Origin of the sequence: Pelotomaculum isophthalicicum JI, from assembly GCF_029478095.1 — a bacterium.
GTDB lineage: Bacteria > Bacillota > Desulfotomaculia > Desulfotomaculales > Pelotomaculaceae > Pelotomaculum_D > Pelotomaculum_D isophthalicicum.
In genome coordinates this window covers 1-17483 of sequence record NZ_JAKOAV010000046.1, presented here as the reverse complement: position 1 = coordinate 17483, position 17483 = coordinate 1, and the positions used below count along the sequence as shown (strand labels likewise).

At 45.2% G+C, this 17483-nt stretch carries 14 protein-coding genes and 2 pseudogenes; 1 reads left to right on the top strand and 15 read right to left on the bottom strand.

Going from position 1 to position 17483, the window contains the following annotated elements:
- Positions 1-94: 94 nt before the first annotated feature.
- From L7E55_RS16190 to L7E55_RS17820, 9 genes and pseudogenes are all read right to left on the bottom strand, one after another.
- Positions 95-982, bottom strand: a complete 888-nt coding sequence (locus L7E55_RS16190) for a reverse transcriptase domain-containing protein (RefSeq protein WP_476748274.1) — start codon at positions 980-982, stop codon at positions 95-97.
- 750 nt (positions 983-1732) lie between these two features.
- Positions 1733-2248, bottom strand: a pseudogene (locus L7E55_RS16185) (type IV secretory system conjugative DNA transfer family protein); the annotation flags it as partial.
- The gene (locus L7E55_RS16180; protein WP_277445378.1) at positions 2235-2426 is read right to left on the bottom strand and encodes a hypothetical protein; all 192 of its coding nucleotides are present in this window, start codon (positions 2424-2426) and stop codon (positions 2235-2237) included. The pseudogene L7E55_RS16185 and the gene L7E55_RS16180, both read right to left, overlap by 14 nt.
- Positions 2427-2439: 13 nt before the next feature.
- Positions 2440-3339 (bottom strand): ArdC-like ssDNA-binding domain-containing protein, encoded by a 900-nt coding sequence (locus tag L7E55_RS16175; protein WP_277445377.1) that lies wholly within the window; start codon positions 3337-3339, stop codon positions 2440-2442.
- A gap of 6 nt (positions 3340-3345) precedes the next feature.
- Entirely contained in the window at positions 3346-4158 is an 813-nt protein-coding gene (locus L7E55_RS16170; RefSeq protein ID WP_277445376.1) for a PcfB family protein, read from the bottom strand.
- On the bottom strand, positions 4109-5500 hold the full coding sequence (locus tag L7E55_RS16165) for a relaxase/mobilization nuclease domain-containing protein (protein WP_277445375.1): 1392 nt from the start codon (positions 5498-5500) through the stop codon (positions 4109-4111). The genes L7E55_RS16170 and L7E55_RS16165 overlap by 50 nt, the downstream gene beginning before the upstream one ends.
- On the bottom strand, positions 5460-5831 hold the full coding sequence (locus L7E55_RS16160) for a plasmid mobilization protein (protein ID WP_277445374.1): 372 nt from the start codon (positions 5829-5831) through the stop codon (positions 5460-5462). The genes L7E55_RS16165 and L7E55_RS16160 overlap by 41 nt, the downstream gene beginning before the upstream one ends.
- 94 nt (positions 5832-5925) lie before the next feature.
- Positions 5926-6438: a hypothetical protein gene (locus tag L7E55_RS16155; protein WP_277445373.1), complete on the bottom strand. Its 513-nt coding sequence runs from the start codon at positions 6436-6438 to the stop codon at positions 5926-5928.
- Between the two features lie 27 nt (positions 6439-6465).
- A pseudogene (locus L7E55_RS17820) lies at positions 6466-6537 on the bottom strand (nucleotidyltransferase domain-containing protein); the annotation flags it as partial.
- Between the two features lie 374 nt (positions 6538-6911).
- Between L7E55_RS17820 and L7E55_RS16150 the strand changes: the two are divergent.
- Entirely contained in the window at positions 6912-8165 is a 1254-nt protein-coding gene (locus L7E55_RS16150; RefSeq protein WP_277445372.1) for an IS110 family RNA-guided transposase, read from the top strand.
- 489 nt (positions 8166-8654) lie between these two features.
- On the opposite strand, the gene L7E55_RS16145 is transcribed toward L7E55_RS16150, so the two are convergent.
- From L7E55_RS16145 to L7E55_RS16120, 6 genes are all read right to left on the bottom strand, one after another.
- Positions 8655-9452: a DUF2971 domain-containing protein gene (locus L7E55_RS16145; protein ID WP_277445371.1), complete on the bottom strand. Its 798-nt coding sequence runs from the start codon at positions 9450-9452 to the stop codon at positions 8655-8657.
- Positions 9445-9627 (bottom strand): hypothetical protein, encoded by a 183-nt coding sequence (locus tag L7E55_RS16140; RefSeq protein WP_277445370.1) that lies wholly within the window; start codon positions 9625-9627, stop codon positions 9445-9447. Before L7E55_RS16140 ends, L7E55_RS16145 begins: the two co-directional genes overlap by 8 nt.
- Before the next feature lie 170 nt (positions 9628-9797).
- A complete protein-coding gene (locus L7E55_RS16135; RefSeq protein ID WP_277445369.1) occupies positions 9798-15902 on the bottom strand; it encodes an AAA family ATPase in 6105 nt (2034 codons plus the stop codon).
- A gap of 232 nt (positions 15903-16134) precedes the next feature.
- Positions 16135-16413 (bottom strand): helix-turn-helix transcriptional regulator, encoded by a 279-nt coding sequence (locus tag L7E55_RS16130; RefSeq protein WP_277445368.1) that lies wholly within the window; start codon positions 16411-16413, stop codon positions 16135-16137.
- A 55-nt stretch (positions 16414-16468) separates the two neighbouring features.
- Positions 16469-17044 (bottom strand): hypothetical protein, encoded by a 576-nt coding sequence (locus L7E55_RS16125; protein WP_277445367.1) that lies wholly within the window; start codon positions 17042-17044, stop codon positions 16469-16471.
- Positions 17017-17202 (bottom strand): hypothetical protein, encoded by a 186-nt coding sequence (locus L7E55_RS16120; protein ID WP_134216076.1) that lies wholly within the window; start codon positions 17200-17202, stop codon positions 17017-17019. Before L7E55_RS16120 ends, L7E55_RS16125 begins: the two co-directional genes overlap by 28 nt.
- Between the last annotated feature and the right edge of the window lie 281 nt (positions 17203-17483).

Genomic DNA, 17483 nt, shown 5'->3' with positions numbered 1-17483 from the left:
GCAGCTTAAGGTGGCTTGGACTCTCTACCTGCATAGCGATTCCGAGGGGCCTACCCTCATCTTCTGTGCAGCATAGCTGCATCTTTGCAGCCACTCAGGCTGCATAAATGCGCCTTCGTGGCGCACAGTCATCGGCATATCTTACGATATAAACCGATTTTAAAGTTCCTTTGCCTTTATAATTTGGACGGCTTCTATACCTCCGCAACTGTGGGTATGTTTCCCATTGGCTGGAAATCCACAAATCCAATTCATTTAGCACGACATTGGAAAGCAGCGGACTGAGAATTCCACCCTGTGGGACACCCTTTTCCGGTATACCAATACCTTGAATTTCAGCCTTTAGCATCTTGGATAGCACCGACAGCAACCGTTTATCCCGAATACCAATCGTCCAAAGCTGCTTCAGCAGCTTGCCGTGGCTAACGTTATCAAAGAAGCTTTTGATATCAATATCCACGACAAAGCTGTATCCCGATATATTTGACAGGAACATGGCTCTGGCGATAGCATGGTGAGCACCACGGTTTGGCCTGAAACCATAGCTATGCTTATGAAATTTTGCTTCACAGATCGGTTCCAGCACTTGCTTGATACATTGCTGTATCAGCCTATCCTCAATGGTGGGTATGCCCAAAGGACGCATCCTTCCATCCGGTTTGGGTATCTCTACCCTGCGTACAGAGTGCGGTTTGAAATCGGCAAGCCTTTTGCGTACATATGCAACGAGGGCGGCAGGTTCCTTGGCTCCAATATCCACAATATTTGTGGAATTGGTTCCTCTTGTTTTGCTGCCCTTGTTTTTCTTGATGTTGCGATAGGCAAGCAAAATATTGCTTTCACTTTCAATCAGCTCCATCAAGTGATGAAACATATATCCCAATTGGCTTTTTGCGTAAAGGTTATCAAACAGTTCCTGAGTCCCATAATATTCATTGTTACGGATTTTCTGCTTTTTCAGCGTGCGTTCGCTCGTTGCCATAAGTCGGCATTCCTCCCTGAACGGGAACTGCCTCTCTTAGTCATACTCGAACCTTATGCAGAATGAAATTTATTCTGTTGTGAAAAGTACCTTATTGTAAATATTGACTAGTGGCTATCCCTCCATGGCTTGTTATCACCGTTTCATTGGTACTGTGCCACCACATTCACTAGCATAAGGGCAGGTTATATGCCAAAGCATTTTCCCAGCCGCCGCTTCATTGGAATGAAGCCCTCTGCGTCGCCAGCTTACCACGTTCCAGCAATCCTATCCGTTATGGATTCCCTTAGGTCCTCTCTATAAGCCTGTCTGCACATTGCCGCCTGTAACGGCACAGGGACTTTCATAAAGGCAGAGTTTTACTTATCCCCGCAGACCTCACACAATGGTGAGATTGGCCCGTTCGGCCAATACCCTATTTAGACCCGTACATTCAAGAGTTCGTCTCGTGCGCGTTGTGCCGCCCAAGATTCTGACCATAGGCATTCATGGACTCCCGGCCTATCACATGCTCGACCACCTCTGGTTCGCCGTTCCTGTACCATCCTTTTGAGAATGTCTTTAGGGCATGCTCTCAGCCGACTTCACCGAGCTTATGACGCTTTCACGCTTCATCGTATCTGCGCCATTCGGAGTATCAGAGCAGGCGTTTCAGGGCGTTACTCCATCATTCCACCTGTCGGATTGCCAGTTCTACGAAGTTTGTATATTTTATTTATACAACCTCGCGCCTAACCTTTTCAGTTAGGAACGTGTCGTACCCCCCTTGGGATCGAGGATCACAAAAGAGGTGTTGGCCTGCATGACGTTGGGTTTCGCGTAAAACCTGGTCTTGCCGGAGCCGGAACCGCCCACCACCAGGACATTCAGGTTGCGCCGGTGCTTCCTGCCGTCCAGCCCGATGCGGACGTTCTTGGTCAGAATTTTGTTCTTCTGCGGGTTTTTGTCCCGGTATTTCTTATCGACAGCCGCCGCGCCGCCCCAGCGGGCGCTGCCGTGTTCCTCCCTGTGCCGATAATTGCGCTTGGTGGACAGGTAAATCCCGACACCCATGCCGTAGGCGGCGACAAAGAGCAAAACGCACTTGGGCGAATTATCCACCCATCGGATATGAAACGGGTCGTTCATCGCCGCCGTGAGGTTTTCCAGGATTTCGGGGAGTCCCCCGGAAAGTGAGGGGGCGGTGAGCAACGCCGCCCACACCACCGGAATTAAAAAAACCGCAAAGAGGATGAGATTGCTCCTTGCGGTTTCAGCGCGCTTCATCGTGGTTCCTGCGCTTCTGCTTTTTGCTTGGGGCGTCGATGGCTTTCAAAAGCAGTTCGTCCACGGCGTCGGTGGGCCGTTCCTCTTTAATCAGGTCGTTTCGCAGTTCATTGAGGGCGTTCACCACCACGCCGTATTCGTAATCGTCCAGGGTCAGCACCCTTTCTTCTTCCTTCACGGGCCATCCCTCCTTAACGTTCCGGCTCCTGCCGCTTTTGCTGCCGCTGCTGGTTGAGCATCCGGTTCATCCTGCCGGAAATTTCACCCGCCGCTTCCTTGATGGTGGTAAGCTCGGCGCGGATCTCCTGCGGCTCCATGCCCTCCAGCATGTCGGGGGCGCGGTCAAAGCGATAGCCGCTGGTATCCACGCCGTACTGCTTGCACAGCAAGTAGGACGCGCAATAGGCGTGGAAACCATGCTCGGAGCGGTTGTAGCTTCCGTCGCCTTTGTCCATTTCCGCCTGGGCCAGCTCCTGGGCGAGGGCGCGGAAAATATCTCCCGCCTCCATGCCGCGCCGGATTTGGATTTCCCGCTTGTCCGGCCGGTACAGGGCGTTCACGTCGCTTGGCAGCGCTTCGCTGATGCGGACGGGCACGGGGGCGTAAGCCAGCAGCGCCTTGATGCGGGTACGCTCGTCGGGATAGACGGGAGTTTCCCGTTTGCGGTTGTTTCCGGTTTGGGAAATGTCGAACATCCGCTTGGGGTTATAGCTAATGCCGGTGGAACCATCCTGGCGCTGGTATTCCTCACCCGGCTCGATGATATAGAAACCAGATTCCTTCTTGCGGATGTACACACCTTGCTCCTTCCAGGTGTCAAAGTCCGCGATGCGGGTGGCCTCAGGCTTCTGCGCCAGGATTAAAAGGGCGTTGGAAACGCTGTAGCGGTCAAAGCGGCTCTGCACGTTCAGATATTTTTGGAAGGTGTCTCCGCCCCGCGCCACGGCTGTCGCCGCTTCGTCGATCAGGGCGTACACCGCTTCCCGCTGCTCCTGCTTTTTCTGCGCCCAGGCCTCCTTGTCAAAGGACTGGTCGCTTATGGGAGCGGCTTGGCCTTGTTCCTGCTGGAAAAGATCGTCAAAATTGCTCATCTGGATTTACCTCTCTTTCGGTTTTGATTTTTTGGCTTTGGATTTCTGTTGGCCCGATTTGGCGGGCTGGCCGGTGAATTTGGAGTGCTCCTTGGATTGTTTGCGGTTGAGTTCCACCTGCTCCCTGTGGGCCTCCCGGATTTCCTTCAGTTCCTGCCGGACGGATTTCCGCTCCGGCTCACTCGTACCCCCGGCGGCTTTCCCGCTGCGCTCGTAAGTAGGCTCGGACGGAGGGAATTTCTCCGCCTTCGCCGCCGTAGGGTCCGTGGTGGGGTTTGGGTTGTCGGTCCGCTCCTGGTCCGGCTCCAGCTGGTCGGTTTTTGCCATCAATTCGTCCAGAAAATCGTCCGCGCTTTTTTCGGCGGGCGTTTCCTTGGCGGCAGATGCTTTTTCCTCTTGTTTGGCGGCACTGGATTTCTGGATTTCGCTCTTGATGCTGGCGGTGTCCACGGTGGCTAGCTTGAAGCGTTCCACGATGCGGTTGATCTTGGAGGCGTCCTCGGCCCGCACCATGATGTCGCACATGCCGTCCGTGTCCTTTTTGTCGCGGAGGGCACAATAGAGGACGCCGTAGCGTTTGGCCTCCTGGGTGAATTTCTGCAAGTCCTCGTTTCGGACCGCAAAGACTTTCAGCTCCTTACCACTGCGCAACAACCCCTCCAGCCGAATTTTCCCCCTGGTTTTCTTTTGGCCTGTGAGAGCGGCATACAAATAGACGGCCAGGTTTTTGGCCCCCTCGCCGGAGATTTTGGCCATTACCTCGATCCCCTTAAGACTCATGTTGACGACTTGGTCCGCGGCGGCGGCTTCGCTGTTCATAGGCTTTTGCCTCCTTTTGTTGCTGGATTTCTTCCTGCTTGATCCGGGACAGCTTTTCCTGCATTTCCCCGGAACGGGACAGGATGCCCGTGCAGAGCTTCACCTCCTTGCGAAGCTGGCTGATTTGCCTGGTCAGCCCGGCAATTTGCTCCTTATAGGCTGTCGCCTGCTCCTCGTCCCCACACCGGCAGATGCGGTTGTAAAGAGACTTGCGCTCGGCGGACAGGGAGGCCATTTCCTGCTCCACGGTTGACCTGTAGGTGAGAAGTTGCTCCTTGCTGGAAATATGTTGCTTGCAGAGCAGCTTGGTTTGGGCAGTGATTTCCTCCAAATGCCGGAGGTCCTCGCGCAATAAAAAATGCGTCCTTCGGGGGGACACGCGGGGCTTGGGCAGGATGCCCATTTTATAGAGGTAGTGGAAGTATAACGCTTGCAGGCCGGTAAGCTTTTTCGCTTTTTTGAGGGAGCCTTTGAAGGTACAGCGTTTTCGCTTCGGCTCCGGCAAGGGGGGTGCCCGCTTGGGTGCTCGGTTTTGCAGGATGCGGCGTTTGATGGCTTCCTCGGTGTAATCGTCGCCCAGGGTTTTCAATCGGACAAACCGCTCCTTGCCCGGAGGACGCACCGCCATGTGTTTCACGCCGGTTTTAACTTCATAGCCCTGTTTGCGAAGGGCGGCGATAAATTGGGTGAAGGTCATGGCGGCGGCAACGGCTTGGTCCACATCCTCCCGGATGAGGCCCCGCCAGGTAGGTTTGCCTTCCCGCTCGGCCTTCCATTCGGCATAGTGCTTGGACTTGCCGCGCTGCGGGTTCTCGATGACGGAAAGGGCATGTTCCCGGCACAGCCGGTCGGAGGTCTTGCGCATGAGAGCGTAGGTGGCGTTGTTGTCGTAATACCGCTTGCCGTCCTTATAGGACACGGAATTCAGGACAAAATGGTTATGAAGATGCTGCTTGTCAAGATGGGTGGAAACCACCACCTCAAAGCGGTCGCCCCATAGCTCCTGCGCCAGCTTTACGCCGATGGCGTGGGCGGTTTCGGGGGTGGCCTCCCCCGGCGCAAAGGCTTGATAGCCGTGAAAGGCCAGGATGCCGTCCTGCTTCTGATATTGCCGCTTTGTCCGGCCCATCTGCTCGCAGGCAGTGGCCGGGTCGCAGTTGATGCCGGTGACGTAAAACTGCTTTTCGGTTTTGACATCCTGCTGGGTATAATCTAGCACCTTGCGCAAGCCCTGAAAGTCGGGACTGGCGAAATTGGGATTTTCGGTTTTTTCGGGATTGGCGGCGTAGTCGATTACCCGGTCAAGGCGGTCGGTCACGTCCCATATCGCCGTGATCGCCATTATGCGTTCTCCTTTCCGGCGCTGTAACCGCCTCTATAATATCCTGTACCGCCTTTCTGAGCCGGTTGGCTTCATATTGAAATACCGTCTTGTCGATATGCCCGGTGGCATTGGCCTTGGCAGCAATCTGGTTCAGGTTGCCGCCGATGGCGTACAACTCCCGCGTCATGGAAAAATAGTCGGGAGGAGGCAGCTCCTTGGGCACATAGCCGTTGATGAGAAAGCGGATAAATGCTTCCTGTGAAAGCCCTGATTTCTTTACCCGACTGGCGAGATTATGCTTTTCTTTTTCACTTAGCCTAACTATGATCTGTATATTTCGTTTTCTCATCACTCCGGCTCCTTATATTTGAAATTAAAAATCAAAAGCTGCCAATTGCGTTCTGCAACTGACAGCTAAATTTAACTAAGATTTATATGATTGTTTATTCTTGCTGTAGCCTCTGAAACATAAGGCTGCACCAGTTCTTTATTAATGAGAAATAATATTCGGGTCGTTTCTCACGGTCATCCTTCAAGCTTTCCCAGTTAATACAGATGTCCAGAACGCTCCTGTTTTCTCCATCCAGATGAGGGAGCAATTCCTTTTTGGTAGGTATATAAAGGCTTTCCTCAAGATATAACCATTCCTGCAAGACGAAGAAAGCAATTTTATACGCAGATTTCAGTTCCTCTGCTTCGTTGGAAATTCCATTGCAAAAAATATACCGATGGCAAACCTCGTGATAGATTCCGGATACAGCGTTGCGGATATTATCCCTGATGTCAGCTTCTGACGGCTCCTGAATTATTCCATTCAAACTTCCATATAGTATTTTACAGCCCTGTACAAACTGAAAAAGATCATGCGCTGGCCAAGCTTTGATTTCTTCTCTTCCGCAGATAAAGCCACAGGCTTTTTCGCTGAAGGGCATGCTCTTTATGATCCCGCGATACATCTTCAAATCCTCCATAGTTAGCATATCCAGAATAATATTTACATCAATATCGCTGCTTTCGGTTGCTTCCCCTCTGGCATAGCTGCCAGTATGTCCAATATATAGAATCCTGTCTCCAAAAGCTTTTTTAAGCGACCTGTCAAGTCATCCAGCCATTGCGTTATATTAAAATTCATTTTAAGTGTCATTCCTTTCGCTGTGCTCAAGGCACAAAATTGAATGAAAGTGGAATTCCGTTTTAGCTCTGTGGTATTATTTTGTTGGATAAGCAGATACACTACAGAGCACGGGGAGGTGAGTGTGACGGCTATTGACCGTCCGTATTTTAAGATGTGCCGTCTGCCGTTTCAAGTACAAATAAGTGTGACTTAGATCACGGAACCTAATTCTTGAGGTAACAACTTCCCGTTTACCGGTAGGGCAGACAGTCAATGTCTGCTTATCCATTTCATATCGAATGAGGGGAAGTGTGTATGCTAAAAATTATTCACAAGATCTGCTGCGGCATTGACGTTCACAAGAAGTTCGTCGTGGCAACTATTGGTATCACCAATGATGCAGGAACCACAGAGTACCAAACAAAAAAGTTTTCTACATTTACTGTTGATTTACTGGCTTTGCGTAAGTGGCTCGCACAGCATAGCTGCCGAGAAGTTTGCATGGAATCGACCGGCAAATACTGGATCCCGGTCTTTAACATTCTTGAAACCAAATGCAACGTTGTTGTTGCCAATCCCAAGTATGTCAAAGGTATTCAGGGCAAGAAGACCGACAAAAAGGATTCCGTTTGGATTTGCGACTTGCACAAACATGGTCTCGTACCTAACAGCTTCATTCCTCCGCTGATCATCCGTCAAATCCGAGATTTGATGCGCTATCGTGTTAAGCTAACCAATTTTAAATCCAGTGAGAAAAACCGCATTCAAAACTCTCTAACTGTTTCTAACATTATGCTCTCCAGCGTGGTATCCGACACCTTCGGCAAAAGCTCTATGCGTATCATCAACCGTATTCTTAAAAATCCGGAGGACACGGATTTCGATGTTGTCCCGATGCTTCATAGCAGTATGAAGAAGAATGCCGAGGATATTGCTAAATCTATTAACGGAAACCTCACCAAACCTCAGGCTGAAAAAATGGCAGTTTGTCTTTCGCATCTGCAAAGTATTGACAAACTTAAGCTAGAAATCGAGTCGGCAGTACTGAAATTAATTGAACCTTATCAGGAACAAATCTCTTTAATTTTGACCCTTCCAGGTATTAAAGATATCTACACTGCCATTGCCATTATCGGCGAAATTGGAGTGGATATGGCGGTATTTAAGTCCTCCCGCCACCTTTGTTCCTGGGCTGGCTTAACACCTCAGAATAATGAAAGTGCCGGAAAAAAGAAGTCTGTGCGCGTAAGTCGTGCAGGTGTGTATATCAAGCCACTGCTGGTTCAATGTGCTAATGCTGCTATCAAAAGCAAGGATTGCCCTTATTTTCGGGTGAGGTATGAGCAGCTCAGAAAACGCCGGGGCCACAAGAAAGCAATCATTGCGATTGCCCATATGCTGTTAAATTGTATCTACCACATGCTCTCTAAAAATAAACCCTTCGACTATAACCTGTATCGGATTGAAACTGCTTCAAGGCCAAAGCCATTGCCAAAGTTTACTCCTGAACAGGCTATCTTCCTGCTTGAAAGTTTAGGTGCCCAAATCATTCTTCCGGTTGGCACATAATTATCTGTTTTAATATCCTTTTTAAAGGTCGCTATTTTGGGGGCTTTTTTTGTTGTGCTCTTTTTGCTTCTGGCTCAAAAATGAAGTCTTTCAACCTATCACCTCAACCCGATTATTCTAATTTTTCTTTTAAGAAAAATCAACTACCGGAGGGGATATTAAGGGGTTTCCCCTTAACAAAAGTGAATTTGGCTATCCAAATTCAGTGCTTGCTGCAACACAAGACAACGGTCTTGTGTTGGGTGTGGGTTACAATTGTCCTCAAATACAACTGGCCGAAAAAGAAAAATTTGTCCATCTGCTCGTCTATTATTTTGGGCAAAAGAAAAAGGCGCTGATTTCTCAGTGCCTAGATGATTTTGAAAGAGTAATTTATACGTAGGGTATTAGGCTGGCCCTATCGTCAAACAAGTAATATCTGATGTGTATAGTTTAGTAAGGCAGAAGAGTCAAGGCGGAAAAGCCGAAGCTTCTTTCACGAAATATAAATTAAATCCCTCTATCTCTTACCACATCTTTTCCTTTTGAATAACGGACCTTTATTTTGCTAATATCATATCCTGCATTAACCAAGTCTTTTTGAACTTCTTCCAATGTTTTCATATTTTGGGGTCCAATTATTACCTCATCAAAGATTTCTGGTGATAGCTCAAAATTTATGTAATTCCTCTTTTTATCATCAATATGTACACTAGGTAATTTATTTGAAACAACAGGACGATAAAAAACCAACCTTATTTCTCCTTCATCTTCCCAATAATCATTTTTAAGAATAGGTGAAATAAAAAGTAATTGTTCTATAATACTTTTTGTCATAAATTCGAATTTTTGTTTAAAACGGAGTTGGATTGCTCTTTTTTCACCTTTATAAATTACATTGTTTTCCTCATCCGTAAATACAAATTGATAAGGAAATATCAAAGTCGGTATATTCTCTGATAATACATTATCCGGCAAATGGGAGAACCTATCATATTCGGATCGAATTAAATCTTTTATAAGAGATTTTTGATTTTCTTTGCTATATACAATTCCGGTCATATAATATTTATTTGCTATCTTAAAAATCTCTGCTTGAGTATGTGAATCTTTAATATATCGTTCAAAATTTTCAAAATTAATACCTAAGCAATAACCCTCATCATTAGCATAGGGAGTCCAGAGTAATCTGTTATCGGCTTTTGTTGTAAAACATGTAACAAAAGCTTTTTCTGATTTTTCACCATCACCAACGACAAAACGTTCTTTCTCAAAATTATTAAATATCCGTAATATAGCTTCAATCACTTTTTGTTCTTTTATCTTCGTTTATATAAAAATCCTCAATATTTTCATTAATGAGACTATGAATATGAATAGTGTCTTTTTTATCATTTGATTGAGTACTTTGCGTTAAGCGCAAAGTCTTGTTCAAGACAATACCTTGAAATCCTTCTTCAGAAGTATAATGAAATAATCTCATAATGATTCTCCTCCTTTTTAACGACAGGTCCTGGCGTATTGAAGCATTTTAAATATTATTAAAACCTAACGCTTAAAAAATCAATATCTGGATGTTATATTGCTTATATTTTTTTAAAGTATTTACAAACATAATAATTTGAATGCTGGCCACTACTGACGCTATAATCACTAGTTCAAATGATGAAGTACATAACGTCTTGAATGCCGACTTTCATTAGGCTCAATATGGTGTATAGAATCGTAATATCCCCGATGTTCATCAATACAAATACATAGCAATTTACGATACCTTTGACAAATCTCAATTAATAAGTCTCGGTGCACTAGAAGTCTACAGCCAAGTGATAATTTTTCCCGTGTATAACATTCATCCTGGTAGCCCTCCTGCCATGCTTCATATTTGGCAATAACTTCGCCATTTCTGATAAGATTAAAACCTTCAAATGACAGCTTGAATTCCTTTATCAAGAAAGATGCAAGAGTACATACATTTTTATATCCCAAAAAAGTCGATGGATTCTCGTGCTTAGCAATAAGAGGAATACAATCGTCGGGATCATTCAAGACCCTGCGTTCCCTGCTAGATAGTTCTATCTGTGCCTGTTTAAAGGTTACAGCCATTGAAGGATCGGGGAAGATTCGCTCGGTCCACAGTTCAAGCTCTTCCAACCTATGGGATCTGCCATACACCTGTTGCGGGATCAAAAATCCTTCTAAAAAAATCTCTTGTCTGTATGGCACACTGTATGTTTCCTCCTGAGCCATCCTCCGCTTTTCAAATACAGTTATCCATTCCTCAGCCTCACTTTGGCTTCTTGTATTACCGATTTCCAGAGATTTAAGTCCCTCAAGCTCGCTGAACCAGGCATTTTTGTCTTGGACAGCAAGTTGCTCGATATCTAGAGGGCGAGGAAGCATACCACGCAAAACATATTCCGGATCGACGGGTTGGATTATGTGCCAGAGCCAGTTGATCTGTTCTTCACTCAACTTTAGTTTTGTAGCCGCTTCATCGAGTATACTCCAAAGGGTTTCTGTAGCAAGTTCCTGAAATTCGGTTGTGATCCACACTACAGGCCAACCTTGTGGATGAACATGATAATGCCAGTCATCTTTGACACGCTTCTTTTCTTCATCCATAAACCATTTTTTGGTAGCTAGTCGTTCTTCAATAGCAGCCACAAGTGTCCCTGGAGGTAGTTTAAGAATTTTCTCCATCAGCTCAATCTTCTTAGAGAAATTAAACAGCGTTTTCTGTCGTAGAAAATGTTTAAATTCTGAAGTGGGACGTGACGAAAGTATATATGACGAATAGTGTATTGCCGCCGAGTAATTCCTGTAAACGCGCTTGACGGGACTGTCAACGGAAGTTTCAAGAGGAGAAACTTCATCCACACAGCGAAGAATATGTAGAACGGTTAGACGGCAGAAAAAGTCTTCCCGATCAAGCATTTTAGCAAATGTCTGCTGATAGGGTACTAAGAGCTGAGGGCAACGGACAGCAAGACAATAAAATACCGTTAATAATCGATGCAAAATCCTTCCAGAAGCTGATTCCATCCTAGTAATAAGCAAAGGCAGCGAATCACTATGTCTGGCAACAGCCAAACTGGCTACTGCCTTGATCAGTCTCTCGCCATGATCAATCTCAGGAGTTGATAACTCGTCCACAACAAAATTTAGAATGAGCTGCTTGGCATCAGCGGACGGTTCCTTGTACCCCTTCAGCCATGTATAGTTATCATTCTTAGGCAATTGCGCAAACATGCTTTCACAATGCGTCAGGAAGTCATTGAATACATCCTCAAGCATTTGAGGTTCATCCAGCACATCCAGCCCAGAAGCAGCAATCGGCGGTGTATCATAGCCGCCACCGGAACCGCATGTTGATTCATAGCATTCCTTTAGGACAAACTTCTTAGCAGTTTGTCTGTCCCTTTCCGCTACTGCCGCCAGAAATTTTCTGTTATCTCGCCAACGGGACCAGCTTCCATGGCAAGCATAAGCCATTCCAAAGCACGATATGGCGTTTGCATGATCTCCGAATTCCGCAAAACGTTCTGCCAATTGTTCAAAAACACCTGCATCCTGCCAACGTCCTTCAGACTCAGCATATTCCTTGATCGGGGTAAGGTCGCCTAATATCTTAGCAGTCTCTATGTGATATCTTAATGAGTTAGTTATTAGATCCCGCTCGTAGAAATGATCATTCTCGTTCTTGAGTTTAGCAATTGTCTTTAAAAAGCCTTCAAATGATACCCTGCATTTATCGGCTACGCATTCAATGCTGATGCTCTCACCATCCAGCTTGAACTCTGATGGCGGCTTAACCCATGAGTCAGCATTGTCATTCTTAACGTTTGTGCTACAAGAGATGCCGAACTCTTTCTTCAGGTCTTCTGGCCAGTGCCTAGGTGTGATCTCTGTTAGTATGAAGCGTCGAAAGCGGCACTCGAATTCATGGTATATTTCTTCTGGACAGGATACGCGCGCCAAATCAACGATATGCCGCCTGGTTTCCATAACCTGTTTACTATGCCTGCCATCTTCGCTAAAGTTATTGGTAAAGAGTTCTGTGAGACCCCAAAGGTATTCGGGATCGCCTTCCTTCAAACTAAGAATATAATCTTCAAGGCAATCCTGCATCTTCCATCTTGCTATAGACCGGGAGAAGTGAGTCAGCAAATCGAACGCTGCCCGCCGATTAATCTTTAGAACAGCCTCATAAGCTTTCTGGGGAAACCACTTGGTCTCCCTGCCGTCCGTAAGATGCGGCATCCACTCCACCATAGATAGTACTCGGGCACACCGTTCAAGTGCCAATTCAGGCTGATGTTGATTGACAAGATTAAGAACGTCGATCAAATGTAAAAGAGTTACATCCTTGTGGTACCCGTATATTTGCGATGATCGTATGCCATAGCGCAGCCACTTATCGGCATCGTCACGCATGCCGCATTTACCCATAATAGCAGAAAGCCAAATGAAGTGTTCTGAACGGGAACCTCCTTTAAGCAAGGTGGATTTCTCATATGTTTTGGCACAGCTTTTCAATATTGGTACCAGCAAGGTACACACTTTCGGAATCTTCGCAAGGGTTTCCCATAACCGAAGTTCAAAATTATAATCTTGACGGGATTCCCCTATTCCATAATGTGTGTTCCACAGCATAGAATCGCGTAGGGAACCCAGGCACATAATCCATTCGCTCAAACGTCCTGGGAAATAATTCTGTACTTGTTCAGATAAGAGACCTATAGACAATTGCAGCACTTCTCGGATTAGATCAATTGACTCAGCGATTCTTTCGCCATCACCCTTTTCTGCCTGGACTAGTATATTTATACTTTGCCGCGCTTCTTCATACCAATCATGTTCAGTACCTCTTAGCGACTGTCCGATGCAGCGGCAGGCTACGAGCAAATGTCTAAGCGCTGCATTCCAAAGTGTTCGAGCTGAGCCGACAGCAGCAAAGAGGTTTGCATAAGCCTCCTCATTACCCTCATAAGCAACAACTATAAAAGCATACACATAGTGCCGAAACATCGGATCACTTGGTGGAATATAGTCTGAAGGAACCGTCTTTGGCGCCTCGATAGCGCCTGCAATGGCAGTCACCTCAGAAATCAGCATACCTGCTTTGGCAGCATAGAAAGCAAGCTCAACATTGCCAGAAGGCCGCTCCTGCTCCCAGTACTCAGACACGGCAGTCCGCAACTCATCTATAAGATTATGTTTAGCAAATGCACGGATCAATAGATATCGTACCAATTTGCTTGGGAATAATCTTTTCACTCGTTTGAGTTGATTCCACTTATCTAAAAAACCAAATTTTACAAGCGTGTCGATGTAGGCATCTAATTGTGGGCTGTAACCTGGGGCATATAAGTCCTTTTGCTCTAGAATCCCAGGAGAGAAATTGAATTGAGCTAACCATTGTAGCGGACGTGCCTGCTTCTCCCTATAAATAGCTAAACATCGTGCTATACCTAAGACTTGTGCCCGTTCGTCATCTGCACTATCAGAATGAATCCCTCGAAATTCATTAGTAAAAACATCAAAAAGCTGTTGCCCAAGCTCAAATTTCCCTGCTTCAGCCAACCTATACATGACCGCAAGAGAGGTACGGCTCTCCACCAGCAAGTGATTCGCTTCTGAAGAATATGCAAATGTAATTACATCTTGTTCCCGTCCCAGCGCAAGAAGTGCATCTCCGAGCAGAGATCGATTTAGATTGTTTTCAAGACGTTCACCGGTTCTAAACTTCAATGCCCCAAGGCGACTGAGTTGTACGATATCTTGTTGATTGAATGCTGATTCTACGGCCCAGTGTATCGCATCCATAATTTCCGCAGATGGACGGCAGTGAAGCAATGCACGATCTACAAAATCTTCGTTTACTTCATTAAGAACATATGTATAATCTTCAACGTCATAGCAATATCTGAAAACGTGACCAAACCAACGTGAAGAATCCCTGTTATCCTTTAGGAAAGTGCAGATATCTCTTCTTAACTCGCAAATCCAGTCTTCTGGTACCTGACTAATTACAAATTCACGGTAACTATTGTGAAATACTGTCAATCTCCCGTCAGAATCACGTAGCAGATGTTGAACGCACTTGTAGGCATTTTCAAAAGTTGGCCGATCAAGGTCCGCAATTTTGTAAAGTTCATCCCTGTGCACAGTAAAGCGCATACAAGCCATAGCCAAACATAGATGCTTAGCCTGTCCCATACCTACTCGTTCAAACTCCTCCCAGAGAAGTCCATAATAATTGCGAATATCCCCACCCGAGGCTGGAGCCAGAGAATCTATGGCCTCCTTTAACGACTCACTTGATAAGAGAATTTCAGCAGCATACCGCAAATATAGAGGTAAGCCTTCGGAGCGTTTATATATTTCTACGATGTCAGTATGTGTCAGGCCTGAAATACCGCGTTTATTCTCCAGGTAATCTTGAGTCTCAGTTTCTGAGAATAATGGCATATTGATATGGCTATTGGGACACTCTCTAGCATGCTTAAGGAAATATGGCCACTTATGCAATTCTTGCGTACCAACAACAATAGTAACTCCCTCGGGAACATCCGCCGGTAAAGCCGATATTACCGTTTCTCTTATTTCCGGTTCAAGCCGCTCAGCATGGTCTAATCCATCAAGGAAAATAACGAATCGGCGTCCATGGTCTACAAAAAATTTAGCCAGCTTCGTTAAGCATTCAAGGAAATTACGTTCGCTATAATCAAAACGTCTTTTTAGAACATCCGGATATCTCCGTTGGAACTCACTCAGAAGGTTGGCACGGAGGCTTTCTGCCTGGACACGCATTCTCTGCGCGTTATCATTGACCCCGACGAAACAGTAGTATCTGAAAACTTCATACATAGAACTAATAAGCTCATCGAAATACATAGTGAGTGATGTGGATTTTCCGCTACCAGGTAGACCGGTAACAATCAGGTATCCTTTATTAATCCGCGGTAATAATTCGTTTAGCTGCTTGGAAAGGGATTCTTGTTCTACGAAATGGTCTTGGTTGACAGGGAATACCTGAGGAATAAGCAACTTACTCTGGACTCGCTCTAATAAGCTGTCAATTGATTGGGTAGTAATTGCGTCACGCGAAAAAATCGCATTATTTTTAATAGCTTCTTTAAGATCAAAAAAGACCGTACCATCTGACAGTCCCAATTCCTTGTCAAGGAGAACCGATCGAATATATTGTTCTAACTCTAACAGAGTTGGTTGCCGTAGTACAAATTTAAAGTCTGCTAAGAATGCTGCAAATAAGTCTGATTTAAGGTCTGAAGCCAAGGCTATATCTGATCGAAGTTTTTTTGCATCGCCACGACGGCGGTCTTCGATAAATTCACGTGTAAATGTTCCTTCCGGATGAATGAGATCAAGGAGGTCATTATCCAAGCCCCTGTTTGAACATAAGCATACAGAAAGTCTATGATCAGGAAACCGCTTTTTCATAATATTCCAGCCAGCGGCAAATTTTTTGATATAGACCGGGCTTTCCGGATTTAGGAAGTCAATCGTCTCGTAGTTCTCTAGTGGGTTGACAGCATACTTAACCTGATAAGCAAAGATATTAGATCCCTGGAAGAGGACGATGTCATCAAGGTTGCCAGATTTTTCGTACTCCAGATACATCTCGAAAGGTGTCCGGTTAATATAGGCTTCCAAGGCTAACCGCAGGGCAGTAAGGTCTTGGTATTCGTCACCTTTTCGTCGAGAACTACCCCTTTTACCTATTTCAGACATTTATTCTCTTACCCCCTGGAGAATACTCACCTAAAGTTTTAATCTTATATTCCTTATAATGACAATCTAATCATATTATACTTCTTTACTCGAATCAACGAATAAAGCAGCGGCAAAGCGCATTTATTCGTTTCAGCATTATAAAAAAGGCGCTGATCTCTCAGTGCCTTAATTGTTGCCATCTGTGTTTGTGATATCATGCACTTCTTTATAACTTCTCACATTTTTTATTTCAACGTAACCTGTACCTCTTTCCAAGGGAGCGGGCAACCTTAGACAAAAAGTCCAGGGATGGATCGTACGTTCCGCTTTCCAGGCGGCTGATATTGGATTTCTGGGTCCCAACCCGAAGCGCCAATTCTTCCCGGGTAATATTTTGGCTGGCTCGCGCTTCAATGATTTGCGAAATCATATCATAGCGCGGTTTCAGCTTTTCGTATTCCGTTTTGAATCCTTCATCCTTCATCAAAAGCTCTTTCACTTCGGCAGACTTAGCTCCTGCTTTACCCATTGCCACACCTTCTAAAAAATCCCCGGTGTCACCCGAGAATTAAATTTAATATTTTCTATTTATCTAATAACCTTACCATTTGAACTAAACCATCATCCGGGTCTTTTCTGAAGTATTTAAACCCATTTCTGGTATAGAAGTTTATCAATTGGGGCTTGTCCTGGCATTCGATAAAAGCCACCCTCCCTCCGACAATTCCCTGTGCTTTACCGATCACCGAAAGGGCATATTCTAACAATTCATCACCAGCTATTTTATCTGCATACTCATCATTCTTGCCTAGTTGACCAATAAGATATGATGGAATTTCCGTTAGTGCTTCGGATCCCTTTTTGGCATACAGACCATCTAGTTTTCTTATCTGAGACGCTGCCGTACCATTCGGAATTTTTAAAGTCTGAATGGCAATCGTAAAATATGCCAGAAGAACAAAGCTTCCATTTTCTAAACCATCTTCATCAAAAATAAGATATGTACGGCTTTTGGATTTTCTCTCGTATAATATAGCTTTGTTTTCATTTTTTAAAAAGCTCTCTATATCATGGTCTTTAGAACAATAAAAAGTAGAAATGACTTCCTTTACTGTTTCTTCGGAAGTCATTTCTAAAAACGTTTCGAGTGGGATAAGCACTGTTTTAATAACTTCTCACCCCTTGCCATCGCCTCATCGGAAGCAAGTTTTCTGTTTATTGGCTTTGCTTCCTTTGATGACGAAAGCACTTCAACAAGTCTTTCTATTGCTTCCGGTTCCTTTACGACAATATTCTTGTCAAATGAAACGGTCGCCATAGGGATCACCTCTTTCAATCATCCTGCTACTATTATTATACATCAAAGTACGCGAACATCCATGAGTAATTTTCCTTTATACCATTTATTCATTTAAGCTTACTATATATTATGCCCCAATTCTTTGAAAGTGTGTTCTTTATTTTATTCTCTTCCCGGGTCTTTGACACTTGCGACCTATATAGAAATCTCTACAAGCCTTGAAAATAGGGCTTTTTTTATTGGAAAAATGTCAAATTCCCTCCGATAAATAGTGCGTAATTTTGCGTAATGTGTTATAA

Excerpts from the sequence above, each read along its gene's own strand:
- L7E55_RS16140 (WP_277445370.1), bottom strand. The coding sequence starts at position 9,627 with ATGAGATTATTTCATTATACTTCTGAAGAAGGATTTCAAGGTATTGTC.
- L7E55_RS16190 (WP_476748274.1), bottom strand. The coding sequence starts at position 982 with ATGGCAACGAGCGAACGCACGCTGAAAAAGCAGAAAATCCGTAACAAT.
- L7E55_RS16175 (WP_277445377.1), bottom strand. The coding sequence starts at position 3,339 with ATGAGCAATTTTGACGATCTTTTCCAGCAGGAACAAGGCCAAGCCGCT.
- L7E55_RS16135 (WP_277445369.1), bottom strand. The coding sequence starts at position 15,902 with ATGTCTGAAATAGGTAAAAGGGGTAGTTCTCGACGAAAAGGTGACGAA.
- L7E55_RS16120 (WP_134216076.1), bottom strand. The coding sequence starts at position 17,202 with ATGGCGACCGTTTCATTTGACAAGAATATTGTCGTAAAGGAACCGGAA.
- L7E55_RS16130 (WP_277445368.1), bottom strand. The coding sequence starts at position 16,413 with ATGGGTAAAGCAGGAGCTAAGTCTGCCGAAGTGAAAGAGCTTTTGATG.
- L7E55_RS16155 (WP_277445373.1), bottom strand. The coding sequence starts at position 6,438 with ATGTATCGCGGGATCATAAAGAGCATGCCCTTCAGCGAAAAAGCCTGT.
- L7E55_RS16165 (WP_277445375.1), bottom strand. The coding sequence starts at position 5,500 with ATGGCGATCACGGCGATATGGGACGTGACCGACCGCCTTGACCGGGTA.
- L7E55_RS16160 (WP_277445374.1), bottom strand. The coding sequence starts at position 5,831 with ATGAGAAAACGAAATATACAGATCATAGTTAGGCTAAGTGAAAAAGAA.
- L7E55_RS16170 (WP_277445376.1), bottom strand. The coding sequence starts at position 4,158 with ATGAACAGCGAAGCCGCCGCCGCGGACCAAGTCGTCAACATGAGTCTT.
- L7E55_RS16150 (WP_277445372.1), top strand. The coding sequence starts at position 6,912 with ATGCTAAAAATTATTCACAAGATCTGCTGCGGCATTGACGTTCACAAG.